This window comes from Streptomyces sp. NPDC059564, assembly GCF_042735575.1.
Taxonomy (GTDB): domain Bacteria; phylum Actinomycetota; class Actinomycetes; order Streptomycetales; family Streptomycetaceae; genus Streptomyces.
Map to the genome: position 1 here is coordinate 37,942 of NZ_JBHWBP010000004.1, position 14,944 is coordinate 52,885.

The 14,944-nt window shown below is 66.1% G+C and carries 4 protein-coding genes; all 4 read right to left on the bottom strand.

Annotation, left to right across the window (positions count from 1 at the left end):
- Nucleotides 1-19 precede the first annotated feature (19 nt).
- The gene (locus ACFV0Q_RS02045) at nucleotides 20-913 is read right to left on the bottom strand and encodes a hypothetical protein (RefSeq protein ID WP_384999014.1); all 894 of its coding nucleotides are present in this window, start codon (nucleotides 911-913) and stop codon (nucleotides 20-22) included.
- Nucleotides 910-5,844, bottom strand: coding sequence for a phage tail tape measure protein (locus tag ACFV0Q_RS02050; RefSeq protein WP_384999146.1), 4,935 nt, complete (start codon nucleotides 5,842-5,844; stop codon nucleotides 910-912). Before ACFV0Q_RS02050 ends, ACFV0Q_RS02045 begins: the two co-directional genes overlap by 4 nt.
- Before the next feature lie 848 nt (nucleotides 5,845-6,692).
- On the bottom strand, nucleotides 6,693-7,217 hold the full coding sequence (locus ACFV0Q_RS02055) for a hypothetical protein (RefSeq protein WP_384999016.1): 525 nt from the start codon (nucleotides 7,215-7,217) through the stop codon (nucleotides 6,693-6,695).
- Between the two features lie 145 nt (nucleotides 7,218-7,362).
- Complete coding sequence (locus tag ACFV0Q_RS02060) at nucleotides 7,363-14,901, bottom strand: ricin-type beta-trefoil lectin domain protein (RefSeq protein WP_384999019.1); 7,539 nt, start codon at nucleotides 14,899-14,901, stop codon at nucleotides 7,363-7,365.
- Between the last annotated feature and the right edge of the window lie 43 nt (nucleotides 14,902-14,944).

Sequence of the window (14,944 nt, forward strand, 5' to 3'; positions counted from 1 at the left end):
GGGAGTCCTTGAGAAGGGGTTACAGGGATTTGAAGGGGGCCCGCCACGTCACCGACAGGCGTGACGCCGAGGAGTAGCCGCGCGCGGTCCACCACAGCTCGGTGGAACCCACCGGGATCTGGAAGCGGTCCAGCCGTGAGTCCGTCGACAAGCCCACGGCGACGTTCTCGACTCCGTTGCGCAGAGCCCACCGCGTCCCTGGCCGGGTCTCGATGTCGATGAACTCGCCGGTGGTCAGGGCTACGGACAGCTGGAGCAGCTGGCTCGTCTTCGGCATGTAGATGCGGGGGTCGATGCAGGGCCCGCTGATCCGCAGGGACGGCCAGGCCGGCAGAGTGCCGTCGTTGCGTACCCAGCCGCGCCGCTCGTCCGGGACGGACACGCCCGTGTTCAACGGGGCGACCAGCGGGGCCTTCAGCCCGCCAAGCCCCTTCGTGGACAGCGACAACGTCAGCGCCGACGTGGCGTCCACGTAGAACCGGGGGTCGACGGCGACGAACTCGATGTCCAGGGGTATCCAGCCGACGGCAGCCTTCTCCCACGACGGATCCACCCGCCGCAGCCGGCCGAACAGAACCCGGGCCTCGCGGCCGGGCCACTTGATTCGCAGCGGCATCACCGCACCCGGCGCCGTACGTGCCTCGGGAGCGTCCGCGAGCTCTTGCAGATCCGCGAGGATCCCCACACCGGCCGCCGGATCACCGGGTGTCCGGATCCCGCAGTCGATACGGATCGTCCGGGCCTCGTACCAGTCGGTGCCCGCCCACGCCCCATCCGCGCCCGGCCGAGCCACAACGTCACCGCGCACCGGGGCCCGGCCCAGGCCCTCGATCTCCGCGATCGGCACCCGTGTCCCGTGCCCGATGACGACGCCGCCCAGTTCCAACTGGAAGTCCTTCAGTACAACGCTCACCGCAGGCCCCCGCGCTTCGCCCGGCGCAGCTGGTAGGCCATCGACGCGGCGATGTCGCTCGCGGACGCCGGGCTGTTCGCCACGTTGATGGTCTGACTGCCGATGGCGGGCGACTGCTGCACCACGACGACCTGAGCGCGCCCGGCCCCGGCATCTACCAGCTTGCGAGGCACCAGCCCGTACCCGAACCGGCCGGCGGTCTCCGACAGCACAGCCGTCGCCCTGCCCCGCTTCGCCGCCGCGTGTGGGATGTACGACTCGCCCTGGGTCTCAGGCTCCGCGAACTTGATCAACCCCCTCGGGGCACCCCCGCCGCCGTACACGCCCGGCTCCCAGATACCGCCGTTTGCGTAGGCCAGACCACGGTTCGCCTTCACCAGGTCCGCAAGGAACCGTTCCCCGCGCGAACCGGTAGCCCGGAGCTGCCCGGCAGCGAGGTTGGCGACCTCGATCAGCCTGTCCTCGCCGAGCCCCGTCTGGTCCGCGACGTCGTGGATTCCACGACCGGCTCCGAGCGACCCGATCAGCTTCACCAGGTCGGTCAGCTGCTCTCCGTCGAGGGACTTGCCCGCGGCCTCCGCAGCGGCGTTCGCCTTATCCGCCTTGCCGCGGTCGCGAACCGCCTCCTGTGCCAGAGCCTCCGCGCTCGCATCGTTCTGCTTGGCCAGCCGTTCCGCGAGCGCGCCGAGCCCGCTCGTCGCCAGCTGCGTCAGCGCGCTCTGGAAGGCGGCGTTGTCCTTTACAGCGTTCTGGAGCTGAGCCGTGTAGTCGGCCAGGCTCGCGCGCGCGGTCGCGGACAGCTTTTTCAGCTGGTCCGCCATGTCCTGCACGTAACGGGTGGAGCCGGTGGCCATCTTCCGCGTCAGCTCAACACCGTCGTCACCCATGTCCTCCAACGCCTTGGCCACATCAGTGCCGGCGCGCTGTGCGACCGTGGTCAGATTGGAGCGCCAGGACTGCGCCGTGGACACGGACTTGCGTAGGTTCGACTCGAACAGGCCGAGGTCGAAGACTTCCTTGTCGCCGCTCTTCTTCTGCGACTTGGACACGACGTCGCTGATTGAGAACACGGACCCGCCGAGCGGCTGATACGACCAGTCGGACAGGCCACCGGATGCGTTGTAGGTCACCTCACCGCCGAAGCGGCGCGCCACCTGGTCGAGGATCGCCTTCGACCGGGCCCGCTTGCTGGACGCGAACGGAATGTACGCCTCGCCCTGGGTTTCGTCTTCCGCCCACACCCGCCACTCGCCGCCGCGCGCGATCTGCGCGACGTGGTTCTCCCGGACACCGCCGGAGGCGTAGGTGACGATCGCACCGTCGGCGTGAAAGACAGGTCCGTCCGCCCACGGGCCCGGCCCGCGCTCGGACGAAGTCCGCCAGATGTCGTTGTGGACGGTGGTGACGGTCACCGTGCGCCCGACGATCGAGTTGATGGCGCCCTGGATGGTGGCGGCCCCGCTCGTCGCAGACCCCGTCGGCACGGTCACCGACACGTTCTTGCTGCCCGGCACCGCTTCGATGGAGAACCCGAGGTTCAGGAGCTCCTGCCTAGCGACATCGGTCGGCGCGCTCACGACGACGGACTTGCCGCCCGGAACGCCCGCGATCGCCGCCTTGACGCTCTCCAAGCTCGCGATCGTCGCCGCCGTCGACGAGGACACTGCGACGTGCTTCGCCCCGGGCGTCTCGCTGATTTTGGTGATCAGCGCATCCAGGTCGGTGCGCGCCATGTCGGTCGGCGCGGTCACCTGCACCCGCCGGTCCTTGAGATCGGTGATCGAGAACCCGAGCTTCTTCAGATCCTCGCGTGCCTCGTTGGACAGCGTCGCGATGGTCACCGTCTTGTGGTCGGGTGTCGCCTTCAGGGCCTGCTGCACCGCGATCAGCTCAGACATCGACACATCCATGCCGGCGGTCTGGAGGAGAATCGAGACCTGTTCGGGCAGCAGACTCGCGGCGTCAGCGAGCTTGCCCGCCTGCTCCGCGGACAGCCCGAACCCCTGAGCGGTGGAGATCGCGGCGTCCCGAGCCGTCTGCATCTGCTTCTGTGCAGCCTGGAGGGCCTCCGGCACTGACTTCCCGTTGGCCTCCGCGAACTGGTACGCAGCCAGCGCAGCATCCGCCGAGTTCGTCGACAGCCCTTGGAGGACGTCGAAGAGCCGCTGCCCGTTGCGGGTGACCGTGGACAGGGAGCCGTCCATGTTCAACAGGACGTTGCCGTACCCCTCGGCGTGGTCGATGCCGCCCTTCAGCGCCTCGGAGGCGTCGGACACCGAACGGTTCAGGCGGGCCTCGGCCGCCGACAGGTTCACCGACCCGCCAGCAAGGATGTTCAGGGCGTCGTGCAGGGCGCGGGCCCGGGTGTCGGCGTCGGCGGTCGTGTCCGACAGGCGGCGCATCGCGTCGGAGAACTTGCCGAACGGCCCGACCGAGTCGGCGGCCGACTTGGCGCCGGAACCGGTGGCGTCCGCGAGGTTCTTGGCATCCTCCACGGCCTGGGACATCTCGCCCTTGACCGAACCGAGGGCCTTCGCCGCGTTCGCATAGGCGAGGCCCTGCTCTGTGTAGACGAGCGCGCCACCACCCGAGGTGACGAGGAGCTCGCGGTTGGCGTCGGCGGTCTCCTGCAAACTCCTCTGGAGGGCGTTGAGGCCGCCGTCCTGTCCGAGGTAGGCGTCGGTGAGCTGACGTGCGTTGACGCCGGCCTTCGCCATAACGTCGATCAGGCGGGCCTTGCCGTCCTTGACCTTGGTGTCCATGACGGCCTGGGCGGCCGCCCCGCGGACGCTGTCGGTTATCGCACCGTTCGACTCCCGCAGCGCCTGGGAGAGGCTGCTGATGCGCTGCTGGTGATCGGCGGCGGCCTGCGCGGCCTTCTGCTGGTGCGAGGCCAGCATGGACAGCCCGACGCCGGCGGCAGCGATCGCGACGCCCCATGGGCCGCCGAGAGCACCCATCAGCCCGCGCGCCGCCCCGCCCAGACCGACGCCGATCGACCTGGCCAGCCCGGAAGCCGGCCCTTCTGCGGAACGGAAGGCGGCACTCATCTGCCCGACGATGGGGATACGGGTCTGGAGCACGGCGAGGGCCTGACCGATGCGGCCCACGGACTGGCCCTGCGCGGAGGCGAGGGAGGCTTGTACGCGCATCTGCTCGCCCCACGACCGGTACGCCCCGACCACCGGTCCGGACACGGTTCCAGCGAGCCGCGACATCGTCGGCGCGACCCGGTTGGCCAGCATCATCGCCACGATCGCGGTCTGCACCGGGCCCGGCAGGGCGGAGAATCCGCGCACCAGCCAGGCCACAGCCTCACCGATCGGGATGAGCGCCCCGGACACGGTCGACGCCGCGCTGCTCGTCAGGTTCAGGGCGGTGACGATGATGTCCAGAGCAGTCGCACCCGCCCCGCTCTCGCTGGTCACCTCAGAGAGGGCTTCCGCGACCGGGGAGAGGGCATCTCCCAGGTTCCCGAGGATGTCGATACCGGCCCGGCTGGCGTTGACCACCACGTTGATCGCGGAAGCCAGAGCATCGAACGCCATGCCCTTTACCGGGGCGCCAAGGCTCCCCAGGACGTCGCGGACCTCGGCCAGGCCGCTCGCGGCCGCCTTCGACATCGACGGCTTCGCCAGCGTGTACAGGTCGTGGAGGTAGTCAAGGGCCCCGGCAACGGCCGGGGTGCCCGCACCGAGCGCCTTCGTGGTGAGCCGGGCGACCTTCTCGAGCGCGGGCGCGGCAGCGGTGTAGAGGACCTGGCCGCTGTTCTTGGCCTGGCTTTTCAACTGGGTGAGCGCACCGGCCAGGCCCTTGGTCTGCGAGGCGGCGATTTCTCCGGCCGCACCGGTGCGGCCGATCGCGGTTCGCATCTGGTCGAAGGACTCGACACCCTGGTGCGCGAGCGCCATCGCGCCCGCCAGCGCGGGCTTGCCGACGACCTTCGACAGGGAGGCGGCGAAGTCCTTCTGGCTCAGCCGATGCTGGGCCTTCTCGAACCCCTCGACGACGGTCCTCAGGCCCTTGAAGTTCCCTTGCGCGTCCCAGGCTTCGATTCCGAGCTCGGACAGGCCTTCCTTCATCCGCTTGGTCGGCGCGGCAAGGTTCGTGAAGATGCCGCGCAGGGACGTCCCCGCCTTGGAGCCGAGGATGCCGGACCGGGCCAGCATCGCGACCGCCGATGCCGTGTCCTCCAGCGAGATCCCCAACTGCGCGGCGACCGGGCCGGTGTACGACATCGCGTAGTAGATGTCCTGGAGCCCACCGGAGGCCGCGTTCGCGCCGGCCGCGAGGACGTCGGCGGCCCGGCCCGCGTGGTTCGAGCTGAGCCCGAACTGGTCCATGACGTCGCCGAGATACCGGGCGGCGTCGGCAGCCGAAAGGTTGTCAGCAGCCGCGAGCTGCATCGCCGCCCGCGCGTTCGCGATCGACGAGGTGGAGGTCTGGCCCGCCTTGGCAAGCTCCAGCATCGCGTCCGCCGCTTTCGCGGCCGACGTACCCGGGATCCTGAGGTCGGCGCCAAGCTCACGAGCCGTAGCGGCCGCCATGACCATCTCCTGGCCAGAGGCGCCCGTGACCGCGCCCCACTTCTGTACGGCGCGCTGGTACTCATTGCCCTCACGGGCAATCTCTGCGAGCCCGGCGACCATGCCGCCACCCACGAGGAGACCCTGAAGTTGGTGAGCCTCCTGGCGGGCGCCCAGCAGGCCGCGCCGCAGCTGACCCATCGAGGCGTTACCGTCGGCTCCGGCTTGGCGAAGGGCCCGGCGCGCACCGTCCGAATCCCGGGCGATGTCCCGTAGCCCCGACGCGCCTCCGGACCCGACGCGGCCCAGCTGCCGGTGAATGGCGTCGACATCGCGGCCGAGAGCACGAAGCGCACCAGACACCCCGCGGACGCTGGACAGCAGTTGCGCCGCGTCGGCGCGCATCTGCACGCTGAGCGTGTAACTCGACAACTTTCGGAGTCCATACTCCCCGCGCGCCTACCTCATGCGCCCCACCGCCCCCGATCCACGCAGACCGTGCATCAGTTTGCGCTTCAATCCAAACCCTAGTGCCGTCGACGGGATGCCTTTCTGCACGGCCGTTTAGTAGAGGGTTCAAGGATTCCTACGAGCTCGTATGGGGTCGTCGGGGTGATGCGGTCAGAACTCTTCACTGCGAACAAGGCCTTCCAGTTCTTCGCAACCTGCGCAAGTTGGCTGCAAACTCTGTTCGCACTCTGTTCGCACTCGCACCCACTCTCCGTACCGGCCTCTGCAAGGGGGAACTACTCGGCCTCCACTGGGAAAGACCTCGACTTCGACAACGCCGCCGCTGGCGTCCGCGACTCCCGAACGTGAGACCCGGTTGATCTACCGGACCCAGCCCGGCGGGCGGACGGTCGACAGCAAGGGGTTCAGAGCCCGCGAGTTCGCCGCCCTGCTCGCCTCAGCTTGCCGGCAGCGGCCCCTGATGTCGTGGTCTGGGACAACCCGCCACCCACCAATACCGCGTTTGTGGAAGTTCTGCGACCATAGCTTCGACTCGCTCGCCATTTTCTGGATCCCGCCTACGCATCCGACATCCCAGTCGAAAGTGCCTGGGAACACTTGAAGGATTCGCTGGCCAAACTGGCATCCCGAACCCATCGAAGGCCTTGCGCCGCTGGTGAGGAACATCTTTCAACTGCAGCGTTAAGTCAGAAAAAGAGCCCCACCGGAGCTATCCCGGTGGGGCTCTTTCTGTTTTCAAGCGGGATCTCTTTCGCTAGCAGAGGGCTCGCTGAGAACGTAAATCAATCCCTATTCGTGTTCTCCAGGTACGAGAAAACGGATCCGTACTGTGCGCGCAGATTCGAATTATCGGAATATGCCAGTCTGGCCAGGTCGAGAGCCTCAGATGGTTTTCCGATCGAAACAGCCAGAGCCGCCCCAAGTGTGGCGCGATTGCCTGCGCTATAGCCCAGAAAGGAGGCGGCCTTCTCTACGCCGTCCCGGCAAATCGCGAACAGCGCCTCCGTCGATGATGCTTCCTCCAGATAGGGTAGGACAGAGCTGGAAACAGCTCGCAGCACACTATCCTCCAGCGATGCTGCCGACACCTCATCCTTGAACAGCCACATACCCACCCGCTCACGGGCAATTGACTCAATGGGGGAAGAGATGCGGCACGATTCCAGCGGGTTCGGATCGTTCGGAAGCATCTCCTGGTAGATCTCAATTGCGCTCGCTGGCGAGATGTGGGTGTTGAGAACGAGCTGGGCGCTGTCCCTCGCATGCTTAGGGCGAACGAACAGCCCAAACTCCACCTCCTGCTTCACGTCACCGATTGAGCGAACGAACGATAGGGAGCCCCCGGCGAATCCCTCACTCTTTAGTGTGGCAGCTGGACTGCCTTGAATGACAGGCCGAATAAGGCGCAAATAGTCCGACTTCGACGGGGGCTTCACTGTCGCTACACCTCGATTATGGGGTAATGGCGTCGAAAACGCCGACTATATTGAATCCCTTTGACTGCCCAATGCCGGTTGCAGAGTTTCCTAGACCGACCCAGTCGTCAAACTCGCGCTGCTCGGGGGTGCGGGACGCGCCGCCCGACTTTACCTCAACCCCGATGTAGTTACCACCGCCGAGATCGATTGCTCCGTCGTAGTACCTAGTCTGGCCGCCGTTGCCCTTCACCGCGACCGTGCGCCTGACTACCGTGTGCCCTTCAGTCTCAAGGTGATCCCATGCATTCGCTTCGGCTGAGGCTCCAACACGGGCGCCAGTCGAGCTTGCGAAATGACCCTTCGCATCTCGAATTGATCCATCGGAATGCTGGAACAGGCCGTTACCCAAATCGATTGGACAGCCCGTACTGCTGTTGTGGACGAGCACCGGCGTGTTTCCGGCGAGTACATAGTACGTGTGAAGTTCGGCAATGGTGAGGTTGTAGGTTCCATTCCTTGCCTCGTACAGCCTTGAGCCCGCCAGCCGTGCTGTCTTCCCACTGGTCGCCTCAAATATTGTTCCGGGCTCCAACTGGCCGGCGTCGACCCAGGCGGATGCAGACTTGGACCAGAACGGGTGATGCTCAGTTGTGGTCACGGGCTGAGGCCCGTCTTCTGTCAAGATCGTTAGGTCTGCGAAGTTCTTGTCATCTTCTGTGAATATCTCCGCAGTGACCGTCTTCGAGGCGGTCTCACCCGTGTCTGGGTCTGTTGCGACTACCTCGTCCCCTGTGCGTACGTCCTCGATCTTCTTTGTAGTGCCGTCGGCCATCAGGATGAGAGTGCCTGCGATAAAACTATTGGGGCAAATGCTGATCTTTTTCGTGGCGCGGGCGGTTGAGGCAGCTTCGCCGACGGCCATGCCGAAGCCTATAGATGCTGCCCCTGCGATGGCATCGTTGCCCGCCTGATAGCATTCGCCATTTGAGTTCGGGCCGGTGATGCATTCATAGAGGCTGCGAATGCCGAGGAATGCCATCCAGTCGCCTGTGGTGGGGGTCGACAGTCCGATTCCGTTGGCTACATCACAGAATTTCTTATTCGTGATGGAGTCCGGGCCGCAGAGGCCATAGGCCCAGGTGTGAATGTTGTCTTCGTAGCTCCGGTGCTTGGGATATACAATGATATTCCGTGCGTTTAGTTCTTCTTGTGTCGGTAGATCCTGCCCTGCGATGGTTATTCTGACGGTGCCGGCACCGTGCTTGTTTCCGCCGCTTCGTCCGTCGGTGTTCCCGGTGCCTTTACCGCCGGTGTTGCCGCCGATGTAGCCGCCGTGGAATCCGCTGCCGCTGGTTGCGCTACTGCGATCGCGGTTCCAGACGCTGTCGGTGTTTCCGATGTTGCAGCCGTCGCAGTAGTGGTCGAGGCGGGGAGGGTCGGGGTTCCAGACGCTGTCTGGGTTTCCGACGCTGCAGCCGTCGCAGAAGAGGCCGGACGGGTCGGATCCACCGACGGGGTTGCCGTTGGCGTAGGTGTACCCGTTCATCTGCAGCGGGTTGGTGATGTCGATGATGGGGTCGACGGAGATGAAGCGGCCGGTGGTGGGTTCGTATTCGCGGGCGCCGATGTGGGTGAGGCCGGTGTTGGTGTCGTCGACGCCGGTACCGAGGAAGCCGCGGTTGCCGGGCCAGTTGCCGGGCTGGGTTCCGCGGGGGTTGCCGTAGGGGTCGGACTTGCGGCGGGTGACGTTCTGGCCAGCCCCGAGGTCGATCGTGGTGGTGGCGGTTCCGTGGTGGTCGGATAGTTGGACGCTGAGCTGGTGGTTGGTGGCCTTGCCGCTGGTGTGGCGGACGGTGGTGGCGCCGGCGCCGCTGTAATAGCGGAAGGCGTCAAGGGCCTGGCCGGCCTTGTTGACGGTGATCTCGGCGTCGCCGAGGTAGAGGGTGCGGGAGCTGCCAGTTTCCTCGATGAGGCGGTTGCCACCGGCGTCATAGATGTAGGTGGTGGTGTTGTCGAAGCTGAACTGCTGGGGGGCGGTGGCGTTGCAGGACCATAGCTGGAGGTCGCCGCCGTCGGCCGCGTTGTTGGGAACATCGACGCACTGGTTGGTCGCTGGGTTGTTCAACGACTTGTCGCCGGCACGGTAGACGAACTTCTGCCTGTCGCTGCCGTCACAAGACGACAGGACCAGCTTGCTGCCGTTGGTCGTGAGGCACTTGTCCAGGGCGCGGACGGTGTCGCCGGTGAGACGCCACTGTTGTGCCTTGGTTTCGTTGCAGGGGTAGATCTGCACCGGGGTGCCGTCGGCCGTACCGCTGCTCTCGACATCGACGCACTTGCCTGAAGAGCCGATGACGGAGACGGCTCCGATGCCGGGGCTGCTGGCCGAGGTGAGCTTGTTCCGGCGGTCCCAGTTCAGGGTCTGGGTGTCGCCGTCGATCCGTCGGCTCTTGGTGTTGCCGGAGGCGTCGTAGGTGTAGTCAGTGAGCGAGGTGACCGTGGAGCCCTGACTGCGGGTGGTCTTCTCGGCTTTGGACAGGGCGTGGGGCTGGGTCTTCAGCGGTGGCTGGGCGCCGCCGGCGATGGTGACGCCGTAGGTGTAGGTGGTTTCATCATCCAGCGCGCCATTGGTCAGGTCACGGTTGATGAGCTTGGTGCGGTTGCCGATCGCGTCGAACTGGTATTCCTGCCAGAAGCCGTCACCTTCCGGACCCGAGGTGACGTCTGCCAGGGAGGGGCCAGTGCAGGCCGCCGTCTTGCCCGTCCAGGCTTTGCTGAGCTGGCCCATCGGGTCGTACACGTAGCAGGTTCGGTCGACCCGACCGGCGGGCTGTGTGTCGGTGACCGAGGTGATGTTGCCCGCGATGTCGTAGTTGTAGGAGACGTCGCTGATGCGGTTCGGGCCGGTCTCGCGATCGCTGATCTGGTTGGAGATCTGCCGGGTGTTCTGGTTGTAGAGGGTGGTCGTCCACACGCGGTTCGGGGCGTTGCCGGATGCGGTGCGCAGGACCTCGCCGAAGGGGCTGTACTTGATGTCGGCGGTGTACCAGTTCAGGCCCGAGAGGGTCTGTGGCATGGCGTCGGTGTTGTAGCGGGTGACCAGCTTCTCCGCCGCCAGGCCGCCCGGGGTAGCCGGGAGGGTGGTCGACTGAACCTTGCCGGTCGGCGTGTAGGTGGTGGCGTAGGCGTAGGTGCCAGCCAGGCCCCTCGTAGCGGGCACGTCCGGGATCGTGATCTTCGATGCAGTCGGCCGGTACTCGCTGTCGTAGCCGGTGACCTCGCTCGTGTATGCCACCCCGCCCTCGTAGTGAGTGGAGGCGACGGGCTTGCCCTTCGCTCCCGGCAGAGTATCGAAGGTCCAGGACGCGACCAGTGGGCCGTCGGCTGCGTTGTCACGCAGCTCGGTCATACGGCCGAGCGCGTCGATGATGTTGTACTGGGTGCGCCCGGTCGAGTCCTTCGTCCAGATCTGCTGGTCGAGGTTGTTGTAGCCGAACTCCGACCGTCCGGTGTCCGGGTCTTCCGAGTATGTCTTCCGGTTGCGGGCGTCGTAGCCGTAGGTCCACTTGTTGCCGGCTGCGTCGGTGACCTGCGACAGCTGGCTGCGCAGGTCATAGGCGTAGGAGGTCCGGTTCCAGGTGGTTAGGTCGGTAGAGGTGGCGTGCTCGACGGCCGTGGTGCGCCCGAGCGGGTCCTTCCAGGTCTTCGCGGCCCGGCTACCCGTGAGGGAGGTCGTGCCGTCGACGGACATGGCGGAGCGAGTGAGGGTGAAGTCACCCCCGTACTGCGTGGTTGCGGAGTACTGCGGGACGTCCGCGTACAGAGTGGTCACACTGACGGTTCGGCCGAGACCGTCGTAGGCTGCCTTGGTTGAGTTCGGTACGTGGAAGACATTCTCAGGGACGAAGAACGTCTTCGAGGGCGCCCCTTCGGCGTAGTAGGCGTTGTTGGTCTGGCGGACAGCGCCGTTTGCGTTGTACAGCGTGTCGGTGATGATGCGGCCACCGCCGACGGCCTCGCCCTGGGTCTGACGTGGGCGCAGCAGACCGTCGTAGATCGTGATGGCCTGCTTATAGGTGCCGTCGTCCTGGAGGGTGTTGGTGGTGACGACTGGGGGCTCGTGCTCCGTGATCTGGTAGCTGTAAGTGAGGGCGGCCTTGTCAATGCCCTGCTTCCGCGAAGGTGTCCAGACCCCAGTGGTGCGCCCGAGGGCGTCGTAGGCCGTGCTCACCTTGCGGCCGTTGGTGTCCAGGGTTTCCAGGACGCTGCCGCGGCCCGGTTCGGACTTGGCCGTCACGGTGTGGCCGAGGGCGTTGGTGATCGTGGTGGTGAAGACCGCGCCGGTCGCAGGGCTGTAGCTGGTCGCGGTGGCGTTCCCGGCCGCGTCGTAGTTCTTGATAGGGCGGCCGAGCGCGTCGAAGTCCGTCCGGAACTCGGTAGTCCAGCCGGTACCCGCACCGTCAAGGGAGTCTGTCTGGACTTGGAGTCCCTTGTCCGGCGTTGCGCCGAAGTTGTTCGGAGCGTCGTACGAGATCCGTCGGTCAGCCAGGACCTGGCCGGCTGCGGCCTTAGTGCAGTCGCCCGCGGTGGTGCGCGTGCGCTGGGCCAGGCCGATGAGGTGCTTGGCAGTGTTGTGAACGTAGGTGGCCGTCACGCACTGCTGGTTCGAAGACGTCCATCCAGTCCCGTTCGGCACAAGGACTTCGGCCTCGATCGTCTGAGGCAGACCGTACGTAGTCTCGAAGGTGTTGCGGGTGCGCAGCATCTGTGTGCGGCCGCCGCTGATCGCCTGCATCGCGTCGGTCCGAGCGGTACCCGTGCGGAACGCTTCCAGGGGTGTGGTCCCATCCCTGGGCTTGGAGGCTGTTTTCTGCATCCAGGGCCAGGTCAACACCCGCGAGGAGATCTCCCCTCCAGCCTTTGTGTAGGTGATCGTCTCGGCTTCTCGTCCCTGCAGCTGGAGAAGGTCCTCGCCGAGGTCTTCGGCCCCGGTAGAGTCCTTGACAGTGATCTTGGCGCGGCTGGCGTCGCCCGACATGCCGCGGAAGTAGCGGGTGCGGGTCTGGGACTGTTCGGTGGCGTCGGGCTTGCCCGCGTTTGCAGTCACACCCCTGTTCACAACGACGCTGCCGTAGCCGCGCCATTCGCTGTAGGTGCGCAGCTCGGGTTTGGCGAACTCGTTGGTGTCCTTGGCCCAGGCTGCGTCGCCTTCGTAGGTGTAGCTGGTGGTGACGTCGGGCTGGCGGGCGACACGGTCCTTTTCGGTGACCTTGTCGACGACGTACTTGTTGAACCATTCCAGCGGGGGCTTCTCAAGCTCGCCGTCTGGGGACCAGTTGACGGGGAAGCAGCGGGTGGTGTTCTCCTCCGGCTTCGGGTGCGCGCCGCCAACGGGGCAGGGAGCGGAGTAGTCGACGGAAATCTCGCCGCCCGTCTCGGTGCGGATGGTCTCCACACGCAGACGGTCGAAATCGGGCGTTGCGTCGGTGATGCTGGTTGCGACGCGGTTGGGCATGTCCTGGACGTTGGCGACAAAGGAGACCGGGGGAAGTGTGGCGGATTCTTGGTTTCCGGCAGCATCCTTGGTGGTGCCGTAGCCGGTGCGGGTGATCGACTCCAGCCAGAGCGGCGGGTGAGTGTCGGTGCGCTGCCGGGGGAAGGACTGGGCAAGCGTCCAGCGATCCACGAGTGACAGAGCGGGAGAGCCTTCAGTGCGCTGAGCGGAGGTGGTGACGGCGGTCAGGCGCTTGCGCGTCCAGAAGGACGGCGAGGTGACGTAGCAGTCCTTGGCGCCCTCCTTGCAGTAGAGCGTAGAAGGTGTGTCCCACCATGGCTGCTTGTCGCCGTAGTTGTTGCCCTCAAACTCTGCGTTGGAGCACTGTGTGGTGCCCTCCTTGATGCATCGTTCGGCGACTTCGAAGGCAACCTTGGCGGCGGGCGGGCCGGAGAGGTTGTTGTTGCGCAGGCCGTAGGTGATCTGTGTCGGGTAGCCGGCCCGGTCGTACGCGATGGGCTCCTTGTACTTGGAGTTCTTGGCGTAGCGGTTGGTTTCCTTGGCCCAGTCGATGATCATGGCGTTGCCGTGGACGTCTTCGACGTAGTCCGCGTTCCAGCGCCAAGCCTGGACGCAGCTGGAAGCGTCGAACGAGGTCTGGTAGCAGGGCTCGCCGGGGTGGTTGCCGAAGACCGGCACAGTGAGGACAGAGTTCGTGACTGGGCGGCTGCCCGCGCCGTCGACGTCGTGGCGGCCGAAGAAGTACCGGGTGCCGTCGCGAGTGGTGACAACCCAGTACTCGCCGTCCTTGGCGCCGTTGGCGACGCTCGGGTCGGTCTTGCGTTCGACCCTGGAGCCGTCGTCGTTGGCAGGGATCCAGGCACCTGTGGTGGTGTCGTGAAGCAGCTCGGTCGTAGAGCCGCCCAGCGACATGACCATACTGTCACCGGTCCAGCACAGGTCGCCCTTCTTCTTGTCCGTGGCATTGTCGTTATTCGGTCGACTCGGGCTTGCTTTGAGGTCGTCCGAGCAGGAACGGTACCGGCGTTCGATGAATCCTGGCTCGTAGCCCCAGCCGTCGCCGATCCAAGAGGCCTGACCGTTGGCTACGGACGTTCTTCCATCGACAGCCTGCGAGGAGTAGGAGAACCCGATTTTCGGGGTGGGCCCAGCAGGCGAGGCCGGCACTGAGAGCGGGTAGGACCAAGAGAAGCCACCACCGCTTCCGCCCGCGCTCCAGGAGCCGCTGGGCGACAGGGAAGTCGCCTTGTAGGTCCCGCCTGCCCCGGACGCCGAGTCGGAGGCGGCCAGGACCATCGGTCCGCCACCGCCGCCAGCCATGGTGCGCATGCCCTGGCCGGGTGCGGTGTCCGGGTCGACGGTGGCGCGGACGGTGCCGGTGGCGGGGTCGTTGGTGCTCGGGACGTCCTTCGCGGCGGAGCACTCGGGAAGGTCGGGGGTGTCCAGGAAGCACGCGGGGAGTTGCTTGAGCTCCAGGCGGGTGGCCCACTCCGTGCCGTAGAGGTCTTTGAACTTCTTGTAGTCGAGCTGGACGTCCACGGGCGTCGCCGCGTCGACAGGCGGGGTCACCTTGATGAGCGCGCCGTCGACGTGCGCAGCCTCGGTGGCGGTGCGCGTCTCGACCGCCACGGACCAGGTGCCGGAGGGCGTCGGCGGAGCCGGGTTCTCCGGAGTGGGGGAGGCCTTGCCGATGCTCACCGGGAGAGTGCCCGCCTGCACCAGCTGTTCACCGGTCAGGGTGACGGGTTCCGTGCCGCCGGCTGGTGGTGCCACCTTCGACGGTTCATATCCGGGCGGTGGCTGGACGGGTGCTCCCGCCCAGCCTTCGAGTTTGGCCGCCTCGACCTTGTCGAGCTTGGCCTTGATGTCCTGCTGAAGGCCGGGCAGCTGGACACCGCTGCGGTCTCCTGGTGGCGCTGCCCAGGCCTGGATGGGCAGGAGTGTTGCGAGCAGCGCCACCGAGACGGTGATGCCGGTGCGCCCGGCGAGGCGCGCGCGTCTTGCGCGGGCTCTCTTGTTTCCGGGCAGGCGGAAATGGTGCGCCGAGAACGGCGACATCTGGACCCCCCACGATCTGCCCACTATGTAAGACACACGTGTG

What these genes read in the sequence shown, in the direction of transcription:
- ACFV0Q_RS02050 (WP_384999146.1), bottom strand. Translation starts at nt 5,844, where the DNA reads ATGCGCGCCGACGCGGCGCAACTGCTGTCCAGCGTCCGCGGGGTGTCT.
- ACFV0Q_RS02060 (WP_384999019.1), bottom strand. Translation starts at nt 14,901, where the DNA reads ATGTCGCCGTTCTCGGCGCACCATTTCCGCCTGCCCGGAAACAAGAGA.